This window comes from Spirosoma humi (genome assembly GCF_054776575.1).
Genome location: NZ_BAAHBR010000015.1, coordinates 881455 through 900008, shown reverse-complemented (window position 1 = coordinate 900008; position 18554 = coordinate 881455). Strand labels below are relative to the sequence as shown.

At 46.6% G+C, this 18554-nt stretch carries 14 protein-coding genes and 2 tRNA genes; 7 read left to right on the top strand and 9 right to left on the bottom strand.

The features are described from left to right. Positions 1-158: 158 nt before the first annotated feature. Positions 159-3854, bottom strand: a complete 3696-nt coding sequence (locus ACYU8Y_RS20075; RefSeq protein ID WP_460939857.1) for a PA14 domain-containing protein — start codon at positions 3852-3854, stop codon at positions 159-161. A 510-nt stretch (positions 3855-4364) separates the two neighbouring features. Further along, positions 4365-5894: a malate:quinone oxidoreductase gene (locus ACYU8Y_RS20070; RefSeq protein WP_460939856.1), complete on the bottom strand. Its 1530-nt coding sequence runs from the start codon at positions 5892-5894 to the stop codon at positions 4365-4367. Positions 5895-6158: 264 nt separating this feature from the next. Here ACYU8Y_RS20070 and ACYU8Y_RS20065 point away from each other — a divergent pair, with 264 nt between their 5' ends. Further along, complete coding sequence (locus ACYU8Y_RS20065; RefSeq protein WP_460939855.1) at positions 6159-7103, top strand: DUF2279 domain-containing protein; 945 nt, start codon at positions 6159-6161, stop codon at positions 7101-7103. Between the two features lie 565 nt (positions 7104-7668). Further along, complete coding sequence (locus tag ACYU8Y_RS20060; RefSeq protein ID WP_460940328.1) at positions 7669-8076, top strand: DUF4332 domain-containing protein; 408 nt, start codon at positions 7669-7671, stop codon at positions 8074-8076. Positions 8077-8162: 86 nt separating this feature from the next. On the opposite strand, the gene cdaA is transcribed toward ACYU8Y_RS20060, so the two are convergent. From cdaA to ACYU8Y_RS20025, 7 genes are all read right to left on the bottom strand, one after another. Next, complete coding sequence (cdaA, locus tag ACYU8Y_RS20055; RefSeq protein ID WP_460939854.1) at positions 8163-8972, bottom strand: diadenylate cyclase CdaA; 810 nt, start codon at positions 8970-8972, stop codon at positions 8163-8165. A 133-nt stretch (positions 8973-9105) separates the two neighbouring features. Beyond that, on the bottom strand, positions 9106-10068 hold the full coding sequence (locus ACYU8Y_RS20050) for a ribonuclease Z (protein ID WP_460940327.1): 963 nt from the start codon (positions 10066-10068) through the stop codon (positions 9106-9108). Next, positions 10061-10477: an STAS domain-containing protein gene (locus tag ACYU8Y_RS20045; RefSeq protein ID WP_460939853.1), complete on the bottom strand. Its 417-nt coding sequence runs from the start codon at positions 10475-10477 to the stop codon at positions 10061-10063. The genes ACYU8Y_RS20050 and ACYU8Y_RS20045 overlap by 8 nt, the downstream gene beginning before the upstream one ends. 75 nt (positions 10478-10552) lie before the next feature. Beyond that, positions 10553-11494 (bottom strand): phosphoribosylaminoimidazolesuccinocarboxamide synthase, encoded by a 942-nt coding sequence (locus ACYU8Y_RS20040; RefSeq protein WP_460939852.1) that lies wholly within the window; start codon positions 11492-11494, stop codon positions 10553-10555. A gap of 58 nt (positions 11495-11552) precedes the next feature. Next, on the bottom strand, positions 11553-12728 hold the full coding sequence (locus ACYU8Y_RS20035; protein WP_460939851.1) for an acetyl-CoA C-acyltransferase: 1176 nt from the start codon (positions 12726-12728) through the stop codon (positions 11553-11555). A 22-nt stretch (positions 12729-12750) separates the two neighbouring features. After that, positions 12751-13443, bottom strand: coding sequence for a tetratricopeptide repeat protein (locus tag ACYU8Y_RS20030; RefSeq protein ID WP_460939850.1), 693 nt, complete (start codon positions 13441-13443; stop codon positions 12751-12753). Between the two features lie 50 nt (positions 13444-13493). Next, complete coding sequence (locus ACYU8Y_RS20025; RefSeq protein WP_460939849.1) at positions 13494-14456, bottom strand: vWA domain-containing protein; 963 nt, start codon at positions 14454-14456, stop codon at positions 13494-13496. A gap of 167 nt (positions 14457-14623) precedes the next feature. Here ACYU8Y_RS20025 and ACYU8Y_RS20020 point away from each other — a divergent pair. The 5 genes from ACYU8Y_RS20020 to ACYU8Y_RS20000 all read left to right on the top strand — a co-directional run bounded on the left by ACYU8Y_RS20020 (position 14624) and on the right by ACYU8Y_RS20000 (position 18468). Continuing rightward, positions 14624-14710 (top strand) — tRNA-Ser (locus ACYU8Y_RS20020). Between the two features lie 21 nt (positions 14711-14731). Continuing rightward, positions 14732-14805, top strand: a tRNA-Pro gene (locus ACYU8Y_RS20015). Between the two features lie 245 nt (positions 14806-15050). Further along, entirely contained in the window at positions 15051-16214 is a 1164-nt protein-coding gene (locus ACYU8Y_RS20010; RefSeq protein ID WP_460939848.1) for a restriction endonuclease, read from the top strand. A gap of 51 nt (positions 16215-16265) precedes the next feature. Continuing rightward, positions 16266-16577, top strand: coding sequence for a hypothetical protein (locus ACYU8Y_RS20005; protein ID WP_460939847.1), 312 nt, complete (start codon positions 16266-16268; stop codon positions 16575-16577). Positions 16578-16800: 223 nt separating this feature from the next. Continuing rightward, positions 16801-18468: a P-loop NTPase fold protein gene (locus ACYU8Y_RS20000; protein WP_460939846.1), complete on the top strand. Its 1668-nt coding sequence runs from the start codon at positions 16801-16803 to the stop codon at positions 18466-18468. The last annotated feature ends 86 nt before the right edge of the window (positions 18469-18554 follow it).

The following is an 18554-nucleotide window of genomic DNA, read 5'->3' as shown; positions in this document are numbered from 1 at the left end:
AATGAGGGACTTTTTCCTGGTAAACAGCCGCCTGCCCGTTTTTGCGCAATGGGCCTGAAATGACTTGTGCCACGATAAGGACACCGTGGCACAAGATGCAAAATGAGTCAACCGTTTACCGGGCAGATGCAACGGGCCACGGTCAGGTTTATCCGCAATTATTCCGTCAGAATCACCTTGCGGCTAAGTCGCTGTTGATTTTGGGTGAGCGTCAGGACATAGCTGCCCCGTTGCAGTTGATCCACGTCTACATTGATCAGGTTTTCACCCGGCACAACCTGGTGGCTGGTTTGATGGACCGGCAACGCGGCTGAATTGACCAACTGGATAATGGCTTCGCCGGCTGTTTCGGCATAGTACTGTATCCACAAACGCTGTTTCGCCGGTATAGGGTAAATAGTCTTCAACGAAGGCCCCACAACGGTACGCTCGTCCGAAATCCCGAATCGCCCCCCCGAATAAGCTGCCGGAGCCGGGTATAGCCGGATTTGGGGAACTGTTTGCTGAGTCTGTCCCGGATAAGACCACCATAGTTTCGCCAGAGCCTCACCGGAATTTTCGAAATATTCCAGTCGGATGTCATACCGTTGGCCGGCAGTCAGGTTTATTGATGTACCCTTGTTGATTACGGGCGGGTGGGCGTTCCAGTCACTTATAAGCTGAATACCGTTGACCCAGAGCCGCACCCCATCATCGGCATTGGTGCTGAAGAAATACGCGCCACTGACGGGCGCTTCAACCTGACCCGTCCAGCGAACGGAGAAATTGTCGGTACTGATCGTACCCGAAGCCGGTGAACCCGTTCCCCAGTCGAAATCGACCGTAGCGTCGGTGCGGGTCAGTACACTGGGTGCGTTTAAATATTGGTTATTGAAATAAGCGGCCCGTAAGCCCGTTCCTGTTCCGGCGGTGTTGGTATTTACTAAAGATTGGACAGGGGCCACGCGCCGATAGGCTGCATCCGGGATTACTTGCTTGCTCAGGTTGGGGCCGCTGTAGCTGGCGATCAACGTTTGGCCACCACCGCCCTGAAGAAATAAAAGGCTTATGGCGTGCAGACCCGCCTTGAGGCCAATGGTCCCTGAACGCTCCTGGTCAGCATGTATCCCGTCATTATTAACGACCTCGGTGGAGCCGATCAGCAGTTTACTGCCATCGTCAGATGTTGTGTAAAACGTGTACGCCCCATCAGTTGGAATACTGATGTAGCCAGTGTACCGAATACTATAATTGTTATCCCGGTTACGCACCGCAAGGCTGGCACTCGTACTCGTTCCTGTCTTAACCGGAGTGAGTGATGCAAAGGTCGGCAGGTTATCCCAGCTACCTTCATAATAGCTATAGTCCAGACCGGCGGCTGTATTGGCTGGCTTATCGGCATTTCGCAAAGACAGCACAGGGGCCACCCGCTTAAAAGAAGCATCCGGAATGGCCTGCTTACCCAAATTGGGCCCGCTGTAACTAACCGTCAGCTCCTGCCCGCCACCTGCTTCGAAATAGAGAATGGTGATAGCATGGAGGCCCGCCTTGAGGCCAATCATGCCTGACCGTTCCTGAACAGCGTGCCCGCCATCGTTGTTCACCACTTCGGTGGAGCCGATCAGCAGTTTACTGCCATCGTCAGAATTGGTGTAAAATGTATAAACACCGTCGGCAGGAACGCTTATATAGCCCGTGTAGCGGATCGCGAAATTGTCATCCCGATTGCGTACGGACAGCGCAGGCGTATTGCTGACGCCACTCTTGATCGGTGTCAGCGCGTCGAAGGTCGGCAGGTTACCCCAGTTGCCTTCGTAGTAACTGTAATCCAGCCCGGTCACGGCATTCGCCGGATTGTCGGCTGCCCGTAACGGCATCGATAGAATAATGTCTTTTAGCAGAACCATCGATGAAAATGCGGGTACGGTTACCTGACCCGTATAGACACGATTGCGCATGTCGCGGTAGGTGCCTTCCAGGGAAACCTGAGTGGAACTCGTCGAGCTGTTTGCCAGACATTTGATATAATCGTCTGGATTGCCCGATGCATACGTAATCGGACTATTGGTGGTTGTCAGGTCTTTGCTATACTGGCTCTGCCACTGGGCCAGGGAAAGCGCTGCGCCGGTCGTTCGATTATATACCGCCAGCACTTTATAAGTATCTTCAAATGGACGACCATACGCGTTGTTGTCAAACTGGCCGTAGTTACCCAGGTCGTTTTGATCCGACTCATATTTTACAGTAAACTGGCTGGCCAGCCGACTCACAAATATGTTGTTTTTAATCAGGTTGTTCCGTGGCTGACACCCGCCGGCGCTCGTGATGGCCAACTGGCCGTCGCTGTTATTGTAAGCCGTATTGTCGGTTAGATTAACGTTTGACGAACCGTGAAGAAAGAAGCCTAGTCCCCGACAGTTGTACACCGTATTGTTCAACACGTCAATGTTTTTCGTGCAGTCGTCGAGGTAAATGCCGTGAGCACCCGAAGAGGAACCATCGGGCGAGCCTTCGGAGGTACCAATGCCGTTGAAAACAACATTCGAAATCAGGCGAATATCGCTCATGGGTTGCTGATTACCATTCCAGATATACAGGCCGCTGCCGTCGCTTTTGGTGAGGCAAAAGTTGCTGATCCGGTTGCGCTGAACGGTGGACTTGGTCGAGAAGTTAAGTGCGTTATAGCCAATATTGTCGAGTACGTTATTCTCGATCAGCGTGTTTGCTGTGCTGGCCGATTGGAAGCCCACATAAGTGCCATCGCCACTTTTTCCGCGGCCTGGAATCAGGCCAATGCGCCGGAGTGTATTGCCCCGGACCGTAACGTTCTGATAGCCAGCAATATCGATCCCATTGTTATTGGCATCTTCAATCAGATTGTTTTCCAGCAGCAGTTGCTTTCCGGTACCCTGAACGCGCAAAGCATCTTCACCCGATAAAGTGATGTCGACGTTGCTGATTGTCAGGTTGGAACTGTTGGTGACTAACAGGCCCGTTTCTAGGGTCTGGGTGATTTTCAGATTGCGAACTGTTACGAACGAGGCCGACGAAACACTTACGCCTTCCCGGAACGCAGTGGCTGTTATTGACTGGCTATTAGGATTTGCCTGATCGTCGTACAGTCGAATCGTTTTAGTCGCCGGATTGTAATACCATTCGCCCCGTTGGTCGAGGGTGGCCGGGTGGTTTTGAATGAAGTAGCCCCATTTATCGGTAATGTCATAATTACCGGAACCAACCAGCGTGAGGGTATTGCCCGATTGAGCGGTGATGGTTGCCCGATTCAGGATCCACTGTACGGGCCGGAAAACGGCTTCGGCACCCGACCAATTGGTCGACAATCCCTGTTGGCTTGTGAGTTGCGTTTTGCCATTGTGTGATTGAACCGTCAGGTAGCCTTTATTGGCTGCGCTAAGGTTAGGGTAGCGTCCCAGAGGGAGGGGGTCGTTGTCACGGTAGAGGCCCGTCAACTGATCTCCGCAGGTAGGGCAACTGGCCTGCCAGATATTATTCCCCTGCTTTGTCCAGTTCGTAATGACTACCGCGCCGGACAGAACAGGTTTATTCCCCGACCCGTATGCATCCACTACGATTGGGCTATTGGCAGTACCCGACTGCCGAAGTTGAAGGCTCCCCTGAAACGTATCATTTCGCCGAAATAATACCTGATCGCCAGGTTGTAACGTCAGGCTGTTAATCTTCGAAATAGTTTGAAAGGGAGTGGCGCTTGAGCGCCCTGTATTCGAATCATTGCCCGAACTCGCTACGTAGTACGTGGTTTGCCCCAGCGAAGGGGATAAATTACTACTTAGTAACAGGCAGACGGGAACGCAGCGAAGCAGCGTAGCCACTTGTTGAGATAAAGGTTTTTCCAAGTTGTATAGGTAGAGTAAAGTTTATAAATATTAATATTTGCAAATATAGAGTTACCTTAGTATAAATATCAATAACATATATATTGATCATATACAATTTTTATACCATTTAGGATAAATAATTGAAACATTATTCGTTATAATTTGTACTTAGTGGTTTGTGCGTTATTAAAAATTTATAGATATCAACTTTCACGAGTACGACAGTTATACTCGTGAGCGAATAGAAAAAAACCTCTAGCTACAGACGTGGAAATTACTCAATGCCTGGCTGCTGAAAGTGGCTCCAAAATGGAGTAGAAGGGGAGGGAGGACAGCCCGATTAGTTGTCTAAGGCTATAAGCTGCGATACCCGTACGTTTGGCTGACTACAACATAAAAAAACCTTCGTCGTAACAGCAAGAGATGCCTGTTACGACGAAGGTTTTAAGACGAACAAGCTACGGGAAGCTGTTCGAGGTTCGGTCCAGTAGTGACTACTGGCCTGAGTTTAAGCGACTGATAAACAGTTTACTTATCGCTGGTGGTATACTCATAAACCCCCAGTCCAAGTACTTCGCTTGTTTGCTTCCTGAGCTCCTGGCCAAGCGCAGGGTTATTGGCCAGCACCTGTCCATAGCTTGGAATCATCTCTTTCAGTTTTTGCTGCCAGGCGTCGGTGGCCAGTTGTTCCGGGAAGCAGCGTTTCAGTAAGTCGAGCATGATCGAAACGGCCGTTGACGCGCCCGGCGAGGCACCTAATAAAGCCGCAATGCTGCCATCGGCTGCGCTAACCACTTCTGTACCGAATTCCAGTACACCGCCCTCTTCGTCGTCTTTCTTGATAACCTGTACCCGCTGACCGGCGATTTCCAGCTCCCAATCATCCATTTTAGCATCCGGGTAATACTCCCGCAGGGCATTTAGCCGATCTTCCGGTGATTGCAGTACTTGTTGGATAAGGTACTTTGTTAGCGACACATTATGCAGACCAGCCATGAGCATGGGTGCCATGTTGCTTAGCTGAATGGATTTGGGAAGATCCATGTACGAGCCGCTTTTCAGGAATTTGGTCGAGAAACCAGCGTAGGGCCCGAAGAGGAGTTCACGCTTGCCATCAATCATGCGGGTGTCCAGGTGCGGAACCGACATAGGAGGAGCACCTACAGAAGCTTTTCCGTAGACCTTTGCCTGGTGCTGCTCAATAACTTCGGGGTTAACGCATTTCAGCCACTGGCCGCTTACCGGGAAACCACCGAAGCCCCGGCTTTCGGGAATGTCCGATTTCTCAAGTAGTCGTAACGAGCCGCCACCCGCGCCGATAAAAATGAACTGGGTCTGCACATCGCGCACCTGATTCGTCGTCACGTTCTCTACCCGGATTTTCCACCCGCCCAGCGATTTAGACCGCCATAAGTCGCGCACGTCATGCGCGAAATGAATATGCACACCAGGCATATCATACAACCGGCGGAACATAGCCCGTGTCAGCGCACCGAAATTAACATCAGTGCCGATGTCCATACGGGTAGCTGCTACCGCCTGCGATGGATCGCGGTCCTGCATAACCAGCGGCATCCACTCGGCTAGCTGGGCCGGGTCTTCTGAATAGCGCATACCGTGGAAAAGGTAGTTTTGCTGGAGTGCATCATACCGTTTGCGGAGATACGAAACGTTGTCTTTGCCCCATACGAAACTCATATGTGGAATAGACCGGATAAAATTGGGAGCGTCGTTCAGAAAACCGCGTTGAATGAGGAATGCCCAGAATTGCTTCGACAGTTCAAACGACTCAGCAATTTTGATGGCCTTGCCTGGGTCAATGGTGCCATCTGCCTGTTCTGGCGTATAGTTGAGTTCACAGAAAGCCGAGTGGCCAGTGCCGGCATTGTTCCAGGCATCCGAGCTTTCGGCAGCCGCACTGTCTAAGCGTTCGTAAATGTCGATTGTGATGTCGGGTTGCAGTTCTTTCAGCAACACACCCAACGTGGCACTCATGATACCAGCCCCAATCAGGACTACATCAGGGCCTTTTTGTATTGATTTACTCTTTTTCGCCATGATCGAAATGGGCAGCTAAATATAGATTCTTTTCAGGTATGTATTCCTGTTATAGTTACAAAGTTGGCAGGCAGGATGTTCCAAAACCACTGATTTACCTTTGTTTTATCCGTTTTTTTATTGTCTGGCTTGCCCGTCACTCAACCGGTTAAAAGTCGATAATGCGCTTCATCAGGAAACGTCTGATAGATCAGCAGCGAATAATCTGGCCGGACGACTTGATGCGAGAGCGGCCAACCCGCCTATTTTTAATAATTTTAGCCCATGAATTACCCATTTCGTGCCTTTGTATTACTCTGTTTGTGTGGGCTCCTTCTTGGCCAGTCAGTTCGGGCGCAACCGTTGCCCGTCGCTTCGGCTACACCTGACCCAACGGGCATTCGGCAGGGGCGATTCATTGGTGTACTGGTGGGTACGGCGGCTTTTTATACCCTAACACTGCTCATGCTGCGTAAGCAGTGGTACAAGAAAAAAGTCCCGTTTCACTCCTTCAACGACAACCGGGAATGGCTCCAGATGGATAAAGTTGGCCATGCCGCAACGGCTTACTGCATGAGCCGGGGCGGGTATGAACTGATGCGCTGGAGCGGAGTAAATGAACAGGCCAGTATTCTGACCGGTGGCCTGCTGGCTCTGTTGTTTCAGACAACACTGGAAGTGTACGACGGGCATTCGGAAGGATGGGGATTTTCGAAAGGTGATATGCTGGCCAATACCGTAGGAACGGCTCTGTTTATGGGGCAGCAATACGGGGCGGGCCAACAAGTTGTGAGTTTGAAGTATGGCTTCCGGAAAACGATTTTTCCACCCTTCCGCCCTAATGTACTCGGCAAAACGACAGGCGTTCAAATGCTGAAAGACTACAATGGGCAGCAGTACTGGCTATCCGTTAACCTGGCATCTATATTACCCGTCGGTCCCTCATTTCCACGCTGGCTAAATATGGATATAGGGTACAGCGGCAGTGGTATGATCGGTGGGCACGAAAATCCACCGGTAGTTGATAAAGAAGGCCGCCCGATTACATTTGAGCGATACCGTCAGTTTTTTATTTCGCCCGACGCTGATTTGTCCCGTATCAATTCGTTTTCGCCTTCGTTGCAACGGTTTGTCGGGACGGCCCAGTTTTTTAAGATTGCGGCTCCTTCTCTGGAATATAATCGCATAAAAGGCCTTCGGTTCCATCCTTTTTTATTGCCTAAAGAGTAAGAAAAGTTGCACGAATAAGGCTGGCCTTTCACCTGTCATTTTTTTAGATGTATTACAAAGACAATACTTTCTCCAAGTAACTAAAATGGACATCTTAAAACGGGTGATTTTTCAGATAATAAGTTTTAGTCATTGGTAGTCAGGAGTTTAAGGTCATAAGCAATGCATTTATTTATTGATCGTGACTACTTAATATTATTAAAGATTCTCCATGCAGTAAATCAGTCGCATAGTTTACTTTGTATATTTGTATGTACTTCTGATGAATTAAGCCTTTTGCCGGTGAATAAAAAAGGCTATTGGAAATAGTAAAAAAAGTGCAAGATGACATTTGAGGAGTACCTGCTTCAGAAGAAGATAGATGCCAGTCTTTTTCAACGCACTGAACCAGTTCGATACGCCGAATGGCAAAATGAATTTGTTCAGTTACATCCGGAAAGCTTTACCGCTCAGAAGAAATTTCTTTTGAATGATACTCGAAGAAAGTACCTTGTTCGTTAAAAAAAGTACCATATGGCCTGAAGGTCGGGCCGAATTTCATGTTAAAACTCAACTTCATTCAGATATGAGCCTTACGCTTGGAGAACTACGTGGCATTACGGATGCCGTGTTAAATGCCTTGAAAGGACAAGGCATTAGTGATAGTGATTCGCTACTGGAAGCCACTAAAACACCATCAGATCGTAAAGCACTGGCTTCGGCAAGCGGTGTTGATGCAAAGATTATTTTGGAATTGGCTAATCGTGCTGATTTAGCCCGGGTTAAGGGAATTGGTCGTGTGTATAGCGACCTGATGGAAGAGGCTGGTGTTGATACCGTCAAAGAATTAGCGGAACGGGATCCTAAAAACCTGCATGCCAAATTGATTAAAATAAACAGTGTTCGGCAATTTACGCAGCGGCCACCGTCTGTCGAGCAAATCGGTGATTTTATTGAACAGGCTAAAAATCTGACGTATATACTCGAATATTAGCAGACGTAAATCAGTTCGATCACTTAGTAACAAAGAAGGCCCGCCGTTTCCGGATGGGCCTTTGTCTTTAGTACAAACGATAAGGGCTATCGGTTTTTGGGTTCGCGCAGGTATTTCTCCAGCTTGTTTTCTAGTTCAAGCTGGCTGAGGTTGGTGAATAATTCGCCATTGAGGGCCAATGATAAACGGCCGCTTTCTTCAGAAACGGCAATAACAGCTGCATCCGTCGCTTCGCTCATTCCCAGAGCAGCCCTATGCCGAAACCCGAGTGAGGGCGGTAGTTCATCATCTTCCGAAACGGGCAGGATACAGCGGGCCGCCCGAATGCGTCCCTCACTAATGATCACCGCTCCATCGTGTAGTGGACTGTACTGACTAAAAATAGCCAGCAAAAGTGGTTTCGATATGTCGGCATCAATGACTTCGCCGGATGCGGCAAACTTTTCTAAATCATCGTTTTTCTGGAGAACCAGCAACCCCCCCGAAAACTCGGCACCCAGCGTTTTGCAGGTGTCCAGGATGGGCTTCAAGGAAGTGGTGGATTCTTCTGTAGCATCGAAATCGCGAAGTAGCCACCGGCGTAACCATCGGTTGCTGGACAGATTAGTCGATTTGCCGATAAGCAACAGAAAGCGCCGTATTTCGTGCTGAAAAATAATAATCAGGGCCAGGGCACCGACGCTGATAAAATACTCCAGGATGGTGGTCATCAGGTTAAGACCCAATGCCTTGACAACCAGATAAGCCAGGTAAACCAATAAATAACCGACAAATACCCGACTGGCAACACTTCCGCGAACGAGGTTGTAAATCTGGTAAATAAGAAGAGCTACCAGGCCAATGTCGAGTAAGTCGAGCCAACCAATGTCTAAAAACCCCAGGCGAAATGCCAGCATGAATGAATGGATAAAGTTTAGGGGCTAAATATAGTCAGAAACCGGTCGAGGTAAGAAAAAGAAGTTATAAGTGGCAAACGCCTGTTTTATCGGCGCCGGTTTATCGGCGTGTTCACCACTTACTAACTTACAATCATACAGGCGTTGTTTCGCCCTCAATGGCCAGATACGTTTCCGGAAAAATAGTACGGGCCTCGTCCAGAAATAAGTCGAACTGCTTGTAGCGCGATGAAAAGTGGCCAATCAGCAACCGTCCGGCTCCGGCTTTGGCGGCAATCATGGCTGCCTGCTTAGCGGTAGAGTGATACACTTCGGCGGCCCGCTCGGCATTATCTTCCAGGAAGGTAGCTTCGTGGTAAAGCAAACTGACACCCTGCAGTTGGGGCACCAACTCGACCACATAGCGGGTATCCGAGCAGTAAGCATAGGAGCGGGGAGGAGGTCCCGGCTCCGTGTAGTCGGCAGCGGCATACAAAATATCGCCATCGGCTCCCAGAATATCGTGGCCATCTTTCAATTGCTTCAGGTAAGCGACCGGCACATCCGCCGGAAGCTTCTCCCGCAGCAGATGCGGTTTGTGCGGTTTTTCCCGGAAAAGATAGCCCGAGCAAGCGATGCGGTGCTGCAGGGGAATGGCCTCGACCGTCAACTGCGGATGGTCAAGCAGGAGCGACGGTTCATCTGGCTCGACAGCCTGAAAGTGAAGTCGAAATCCTAAGTGGGCGTTCGAAACCCGGAAGATCGTTGTCAGCACTTCATCTAAGCCGCGTGGCCCGAAGAGGTAAAGATCTTCGGTTCGCCCGCCCAGATTCAGGCTCGACAACAAAGGGGGTAATCCAAAATAATGGTCACCGTGCAGATGACTGATAAAGATGTAGCGCAGGCGACTCAGCCGAATCCGTTGCTCCAGCAGGCGTAGCTGCGTACCCTCACCACAATCGATGAGCATATAGTCACTTCCAATCGTGAGCAACTGGGCTGTCTGGTGAAGACGCAGGGTTGGCGTAGCCGACCCGGCCCCTAAAATAGTTAGGGAAAAAGGCTGGCTGGCTGGCCGGGCGTGTTCCGTTTCCTGATTGGTTTGTGCGTTAGGCATCGGCGTTACCGACGCTCCCCCCGATGTCGTACTCGTCATCCTCTTCGCTTCGAAAATCGTTTTCCAATTCGTTCATGAACACGGCATCAATGGCTTCTTCAACGGTTGGCAGTATGGTCAGGTCGCTGATGTTGGCGCTGTCCAGCACCGTAATCAGGTTTTCGTTTTTGGTAACCAGAATCAATAGGCCAACTTCATTGATGCACTGTCTGTTGATGCGACGAATGGTTGTAAGACCGGCCTGATCAACCGTTTCTACCGTGGCTACATCGACAATAATGTTGCTGTAGCCTTCCCGGAATAGACTGCGGCTCAACATTTCGAACGGAGTCGATACCTCTTCCCCAAACTGACTTTCGGCTAACCGGATCAGGGCGAACTGTTCGTTTTTTTCAATTGTGTAATTCATGTATTCTGAAATTTGACTGATAATCTGACCGAGTCAGGCTAGACGGTTATTTTCAGGTCAGGGCCTATTGGGCACTTAGTGTATAGAAATTGCCTGCGCAACAGCTGCTTCAATACGGGCCAGGGGATCTGAAGCATCGGCGGGCTGAAATGATTGCCCCGTCACCGTTTCGAACAATTCAATGTAGCGGGTTGTAATTTGATTCACCCATTCATCGGACATTGTTGGAATCAGCTGGCCGGTTTTCCCCTGAAAACCATTTGCGATAAGCCATTCTCTAACGAATTCCTTTGACAATTGTTTTTGTGCCTGACCTGTCTGTTGTTGCTCCGCGTACGTGTCGGCGTAGAAATAACGTGAGGAGTCGGGTGTATGAACTTCGTCGATCAGGTAGACTTTCCCGTCCAGGTTGCCGAATTCGTATTTGGTGTCGACCAGAATCAGTCCCCGTTCGGCCGCCATGGCCGTACCGCGGGCAAAAAGAGCCAGGGCGTATGTTTCCAATTGAACGTATTCGTCTTCCGGAACGATACCCCGACTCAGAATTTCGGCGCGGCTTATATCTTCATCGTGCCCTTCATGTGCTTTCGTGGATGGCGTGATGATGGGTGCAGGCAGTCGATCATTTTCATGTAACCCTTCGGGTAATGCCACGCCACAGAGCATTCGTTTGCCCTCGCGGTACTCCCGCCAGGCATGACCCGCCAGATAGCCGCGTACGACCATTTCAACGGCATAGGGATCGCACTTGAGGCCAATACTTACGTTGGGATCGGGGATATCCAGGAGCCAGTTTGGAACAATATCGGCGGTAGCGCGCAGAAAATAAGACGCTGTTTGATTGAGCACCTGTCCTTTGAACGGAATCGGGCGGGGCAACACCACATCAAAAGCCGAAATCCGGTCTGACGCAATCATGACCAGTTTGTCCGGAAAGGAGTAAACATCACGTACTTTGCCGCGATAAAAGGCCGTTTGGCCAGGAAATTGAAAATTGGTCTCCTGAATAGCGTTCATCTAGTTACATTAAGTTTGGCCGAATTACGCATGGCTGAAGCCGCACGATTCGCCCTCATTACAATTTTTCAAGCACGATTGCCGACGCGCCACCACCGCCGTTGCAAATGCCAACGGCACCGAAGCGACCGCCGTTTTGGTACAACACGTTGGTCAGCGTTGTTACGATTCGGGCTCCCGACGCGCCCAGCGGATGCCCAATGGACACGGCCCCACCCGATACATTTAATTTTGTTTGGGGAATGTCGAGCACTTTACTGAATGTAAGCGGGACAACAGAAAAAGCCTCGTTTATTTCGAAAAAGTCAATGTCTTGGACGGTCAGTCCCGCCCGTTGCAGCGCCAGGGGTACGGCTTTAATAGGAGCCGTCGTAAACCATTGGGGCTCCTGTTCTGCATCCGCGTAGGCTAGTATCCGGACCAGGGGTGTCAAGCCCAGTTCATCCGCTTTCTGGCGGCTCATGACAACCAGCGCTGACGCACCATCGCTGATCGGTGACGAACTGGCGGGAGTAACCGTACCATTGGGCGTAAACGCGGCCTTCAGCGTTGGGATCTTGTCGTAGATGACATTCTTATATTCCTCGTCTTCGTTCACCGTCACGCTGCCTTTGCGGCCGGCTACGTCGACTGGAACGATTTCGGCCTTAAATCGGCCGCTTTGCGTACTGGCTTCCGACCGGCGGTACGATTGCACGGTATACGCATCCTGCTCCTCCCGACCAATACCATAGGTTTCGGCCGTTTTGTCGGCAAAGACGCCCATCGCACATTGATCGTAGACATCCACCAATCCATCGCGGGCCAGCCCATCCACCAACTCAGCATTGCCATACTTATACCCGAAACGAGCTTTTGGGACGTAGTAAGGGGTATTGGACATGCTCTCCATGCCACCTGCTACAATCACATCCGCTTGCCCTAACTGAATAGCCTGAGCGGCCAGCATAATTGCTTTTGTGCCCGATGCACATACTTTATTGATGGTCGTACACGGAATCGTTGCGGGCAACCCCGCTTTCAGGGCCGCCTGTTTGGCGGGTGCCTGACCCACATTAGCCGATACTACATTACCTATATAAACCTCCTGGACCTGATCTGGATGAACACCAGCTCGGCTCAGCGCACCCCGAATAGCCGCAGCCCCCAAATCAGTTGCGGACAAGGTGGATAAAGCCCCTCCGAAACTCCCGATGGGTGTTCGAACGGCAGAAACAATGACGACTTCATTCATAGTATACTAATAACACGAATGCCTACCACCGGTTCTCGGAAGCGGCTTGTTTTTTGGCCCGTCGGGCTGAGCGCGTCAGCGCATATGGCAAATCGTCACTTTGCATCGCATCAAGCAACTGAAGCGCTTGTTCTTCATTCAGATTCAGGCGCTGAAACCGGCGTAGAAGCTCATCCTGCCGCGCCGACCGTTCTACCTGCTGCCCACCCGCTGGCCGTGGCTTGTTGACCTGCTGAGGCCTTTTATCGGCTTCCCTGGGTTTCGTGGTTGGGTCTGGCTTTTTGCCGGAGAAGTATTTCTTTATGAGTTCGAAGTTGTAACGGGCCGATTCGTTGTCTGCATTTTCGAGCAAGGCTTGCCGAAACAACGACAAAGCCGTTGCGCTGTCATGCTCCAGACAGGCAATAACGCCCAACTGCGTAGCAGCCGCCGTGCGCAAATCGGCCCGGTCTGATTGAAGCAGTGTTTCGTACTGCGGCTTTGCTTTCGTGAATTGATTTAACTTGAACAAGGTGTGGCCCAGATTTAACCGTACGGCCGGATCGATGGTCGTGGTTGCACGGCTCAGCGAAGTGTATAAAGACAGCGCATGCGTGTACTGGCCTGCCTGATAAGCGGCCTGTGCTTCCTGGCGCATTTGATTATTTCGGGAAATCGGACTCACCGGCAGTAGTTCGCCCCAGAGCAGCCAGACGGTTATGAACAGGTAAATCATCAGGTGTTAACGGATGGCTGGCAAAAATAAGGCGAAATAGGGAGACCAACTCACAATCTGAAGGTTCGAATCGTTACAATTAAATCAAGGGCCATGAATACCAGCGCGGCTATCAAAAAATAATAATATTTATTTGTTGACACCGCCACGCGTTGCTGGTCAATAACCCGGCCTTTTAACGAACGTAAAAACCCCGCCAACTCATTTACGTAGGCTCCACCCGGATCGGCTTCAATGTATTGACCCCGGCCATCGCGGGCAAGCTCCTGTAAAAACGATCGGTTGAGTCGGCTTCGAACAATCTGATGATTATCGTCCCGGACAAAATCGCGCCCCATTTTAATTGATGCGCCCGTCTCCGTACCTACGCCAACGGTGATCAGGGGCAGGCCAAACGACCGCAGACGGGCCAGTTCGCTGCGTTCGCAGGGGCCGAAGTTCTCTCCATCACTAAAAAGAACAATGGCTCTAACCCGTTGATAAGTCGACGAATCGGTCAGGAGTTTCTGGCGAGCCAGCTCAATGGCATTGCATAAATCCGTGCCACCGGTGAGCGAAGCACTCGTATGCACCTCGCGCATGAGTTGTTTAAGTGCATCATGATCGGCCGTCAGCGGTGACAGGACGAACGATTCCTGAGTCGCCATAATCAGACCGAATCGGTCGGCTGGCAAGGTATCACACAACTGTTGAATGTCGTATTTGACCCGTTCGAGCCGCGTCGGAACGACATCGCCAGCGTCCATAGAGCGTGAAATATCCACAAGCAGAAACGTATCATGACCACTGGTCAGCAGATTATCTTCGGCTTCGCCGAAGGAGGGTCCCAGCAGGACAATAAGTAACAGCGTCAAATAAATGCCGCGCAAAAAAAACTTGGGTACAACACCCCAGGCGGCTGTATTTAATTGACGAGCCAGCCGAAATGTGCGCCAAACATACAGGGTATAAAGGCCGATAAAGAGGCCAATAAAAATAAATTCGGTGCTGGAAAAGGAATAAAGCCAGTTCATTTTGAAGGGTATCGGCCTGACGATGAACTAAATTGCTCCGTAGAGATTAGCATCAGGAAGGGCGAAATTAGCGATTTAAAAAAGATTTTTTGGTTTGCCTCTTGCTGAGAACGAATTCTTGCCTTACCTTTGTGTCCCAATCAATCAGGAAGAGTTTGGTTGGCTTCGGAGAGATGCCTGAGTGGCCGAAAGGAACAGTTTGCTAAACTGTCGTACTGGTAACGGTACCGAGGGTTCGAATCCCTCTCTCTCCGCTGAGTGAAAGAATATCTCTTCGGGGTGTAGCGTAGCCCGGTATCGCGCCTGCTTTGGGAGCAGGAGGTCGTAGGTTCGAATCCTGCCACCCCGACATCTAAAGTCCCAGATAATCAAGCACTTATCAGCAATGGTAAGTGCTTTTTTGTTGTTTTACAGTTTCCGGTTTGCACTACGGTTTGCATTTTTATGCAGCCGATTACGAAGGTTTAACTTTGAGAACTATTAATAATTATAAAGTTAACTTCAATGGTGCTAAAGCGACTGCGGAGTGATTATTTTGCTAGATGAAGAATTCATAGTAAGTTTAGACTAGGTTCTACCATGAGAAGATAAAAAGTGAAACAACAATTGCGTAAACCAGAAAATTGGCAGGATTTCGAAGAGCTATGTTGGATTCTTTGGGGCGAAATATGGAGGTGTCCTGAAACAAAGAAGAATGGTAGAAGTGGGCAGAACCAATCAGGCGTAGATGTGTACGGTACCCCCCAAGGAGAAGATGGCTATTATGGTATACAGTGTAAAGGCAAGGATGACTACACTAATGCCAAATTAACGAAGAGAGAGATTGAGGCTGAGATTGAGAAAGCTAAACGATTCAAGCCCAAACTCAAAAAGCTATATTTCGCCACTACAGCTAACAAAGATGTGGACATAGAGGAATATGTACGGATCAAAGATATTCAGTGTAGAGAAATAGGGCTCTTTGAAGTCCATTTATATTGTTGGGAGGACATCGTTAGCTTGATTGACCAATACCAACGTACCCATGATTGGTATGTAAAGAAAATTAATTTTAAATCAAATTTTGCCGCCTTAGTGTCATTTTCTAATGGCTCAGATCGGTTAATTTGTAAACCAAAATTCTTTAGAAATTATATAGCGTTTAAACCTCAAGGTAAATTCGAGCATATGGGGCAAATTGGAGACATGTTCGTTTTAGATATGCCAACCAATTATGAGAAAATATATGAAGATTACAAGAAAAGAGCTTTAAGCCCTCAACCTTGTCATTTTGAATACAACAAAATATATAAGAACAATAGTAGTATACTGTTCAACTTTCAATTAGAAAATATAGGTGATAAGGTACTTGAAGAGTTTAAATTAGAATTTTCTATAAAAGGAGATGTAATAGTTGAGATAGTTGATAAAAAAAATAATTTTTTAGATTTGGAAGCATACTCATATAATATACAATTGCATGATTCTAAAAGTGGTGTTTTTAAATACAAAAATTCAGTCTTAATTCAAAAAGATAGAATAAAGAGTGATGCAATATGCATTAGACCTACAATTGAAGACACGCAAGAGATAATAATACATTGGAAATTACTATGCAGAGATTTTAGTGATTCAGGGCAGATGTTTATTGACGTAATACCTGAAATCAAATATCAAGAAACATCTTTTTATGTTTACGAATATATCATAGATGATGATAGTACAGTTTATGATGATAGATTAAGGCGATATTTTAGATTAGATAATGAGATTGTGTAAATTAATTAAGTTAGCAAAATGAGTTAATATTCAACTATACTTATATAAATCATGAAGTTTTTTGTGCCAGCTTCTAGCAATGATGAACATGCTGAACGCGTTTACAATCTTTTGAAGGAATCTGTAACCAACCAGGTTAACACTATATCAAACGCTCGAATTCGTGAAATTTGTTTCTGGCATAACGGGAAAAAAATCACTGAGTCAGTAGGAGAAGTATCGCCATCTAGTGGCGAACCTGTAGTAGCTATCTTCGATTCTGGTAATCTTTATTTAGTTTGTACTTACAGTAGGGGTGTGGCTAGTGGAGCCCCACTTCTTGCAGGCAAGCATCACATAATTTATGCGGAGCCATTTGATTAAGTTATGGTAAATTTTTCTACTATGCTTCTAACTTCATATATCATCGATAGTGTTATCTAATTCATATACACACAATTTAGAATTAATGTATAAGTAATGTAATTAGTGCAATTGTTGAATCGCAAATAAGTATTAAGTGTAATTATATTTGATAATAATGAAACAATTATATGGTTAATATATCATATAAATCAATCATTGCTTTAACGATAACCTTATAAAAATGAAGTCTAGTCAAACTATAATTAAAACAGATGGCCCGTTAGTGGCCTTTAAAAGGCATTTTAATGACAAAGATAATAAGCGAATTGTATTTTCAGGCAGGTTTGGTTCTGGAAAGACTTTTTTTCTGAATGAATTTTTTGAAAGCCAAAAAGACAAAGTAAATACCTTCTGGCTCTCACCAGTAAAGTACGCTGTCAGCCAGAATGAAGATATTTTCGAATATATAAAGGTAGATATAGCCTATCACCTAATTAAAGATGGACATATTAAGCCAATTTTAAAAAAGCACTTTTCAGAAGATCTATACATAGATCAATATATAAAAAATAAGCCTTTAGAGATTGTTAAATTACTGGCTTATGCTATGCAATCTATAAAGGATGTTCCTGAACCAAGCGCCAAAATTACAGCTTCGTTAGGTACTGCAATTGAAAAATTAACCTTCGCTTTCGATACATACAAAAAATTTAAAGGAGCTATCAATGAAAAGTTAAAAAATGACTATGATATACTAGGAGACTATTTAAAGACGAGTACTGAGAGCAAAGGATCTATTTATGAAAACGATTTAATTACGCAAACAATACAAGTGGCATTAGAATTTTGTCGTGAAGAAATACAAAATGCTGAGAATATTGAAGGGGTAGTTACAACGCAAAATGTACTTATAATTGATGACTTTGATCGATTAGATCCAGAGCATATATTTCGCATTTTAAATATATTGAGCGTACATAACGATCATCTTGGATCAGATAATAAATTCGGATTTGATAAGATTATTATAGTATGTGATATAGATAATATTCAAAATATATATGCTTATAGGTACGGCGATAAAGTTGATTTTAATGGGTACATGAGTAAATTCTTTTCATTGGACATTTTTCATTTTGATAATAGCGCCGAAATACAATATTTTTGTCTTACAGAATTAAAGAGCGTTATTGAAGATGAAGATGCTGAGATTGTATTAGGTCTATTTCTTGCCCATTTTGTAAAATCAGGTATTTTAACTATTAGAAATATTATTAAATATGACTTTTATAAACCTATGGAAGATCATATACTTAAAAGGTTTGAAATTGCTTCGCCTAAACCACATATAAACAGTAGAATCGGGTATTCAAATATTAGGCCGTTCCTTGCTGAAGGTATTCAATCATTCTACATCCATAGTAGCGATTTTCCAATTTTACAAGCTATTAGATTATTAAGTATAATCTTTGGTGATTATAATAAAATGAAAAAAGCTTTTAGTGAAACTTCAGATAATATGCCAGATAGCTTTTTTAGCGAGCGACATTTTCCCTCAGTTGTAAAGGCATTAGCGCCAATTCTAAACGTTTCAGAGAATTACACTGACCCAGGTAAAATAGTTTTTGGTGTGGAAACCGCTACAAGCGAAATAACTTGGGTTAATTACCCAAATTATAATTTTTTTGATAGAACAATCAAAATTGATGTAGGTTGGACTGAAGTAAATCCTTATAATGGCCAAAGGAGTTATTACGAAAAAGTTAAAGAAAATATGAAATTAGCTAAATTTACCGCAAGTATTTTGGATAGCCCTAAAAGCCTAAAATATTTGCTAATTAAAGGGAAACGTATTTTTGATGTGATAGAGCAGAGTTCTTTATTGACTCTCTGGGGTATGACCAAATAGATTTATATGACTTTATAAAAGTTTATCTATTTACGACATAAATAATGTAACTACCATTTTAGTAAGTTAGTTACCATAAAGTAGTA

Excerpts from the sequence above, each read along its gene's own strand:
- ACYU8Y_RS20070 (WP_460939856.1), bottom strand. The coding sequence starts at position 5,894 with ATGGCGAAAAAGAGTAAATCAATACAAAAAGGCCCTGATGTAGTCCTG.
- ACYU8Y_RS20065 (WP_460939855.1), top strand. The coding sequence starts at position 6,159 with ATGAATTACCCATTTCGTGCCTTTGTATTACTCTGTTTGTGTGGGCTC.
- ACYU8Y_RS20060 (WP_460940328.1), top strand. The coding sequence starts at position 7,669 with ATGAGCCTTACGCTTGGAGAACTACGTGGCATTACGGATGCCGTGTTA.
- cdaA (WP_460939854.1), bottom strand. The coding sequence starts at position 8,972 with ATGCTGGCATTTCGCCTGGGGTTTTTAGACATTGGTTGGCTCGACTTA.
- ACYU8Y_RS20050 (WP_460940327.1), bottom strand. The coding sequence starts at position 10,068 with ATGCCTAACGCACAAACCAATCAGGAAACGGAACACGCCCGGCCAGCC.
- ACYU8Y_RS20045 (WP_460939853.1), bottom strand. The coding sequence starts at position 10,477 with ATGAATTACACAATTGAAAAAAACGAACAGTTCGCCCTGATCCGGTTA.
- ACYU8Y_RS20040 (WP_460939852.1), bottom strand. The coding sequence starts at position 11,494 with ATGAACGCTATTCAGGAGACCAATTTTCAATTTCCTGGCCAAACGGCC.
- ACYU8Y_RS20035 (WP_460939851.1), bottom strand. The coding sequence starts at position 12,728 with ATGAATGAAGTCGTCATTGTTTCTGCCGTTCGAACACCCATCGGGAGT.
- ACYU8Y_RS20030 (WP_460939850.1), bottom strand. The coding sequence starts at position 13,443 with ATGATTTACCTGTTCATAACCGTCTGGCTGCTCTGGGGCGAACTACTG.
- ACYU8Y_RS20025 (WP_460939849.1), bottom strand. The coding sequence starts at position 14,456 with ATGAACTGGCTTTATTCCTTTTCCAGCACCGAATTTATTTTTATTGGC.
- ACYU8Y_RS20005 (WP_460939847.1), top strand. The coding sequence starts at position 16,266 with ATGAAGTTTTTTGTGCCAGCTTCTAGCAATGATGAACATGCTGAACGC.
- ACYU8Y_RS20000 (WP_460939846.1), top strand. The coding sequence starts at position 16,801 with ATGAAGTCTAGTCAAACTATAATTAAAACAGATGGCCCGTTAGTGGCC.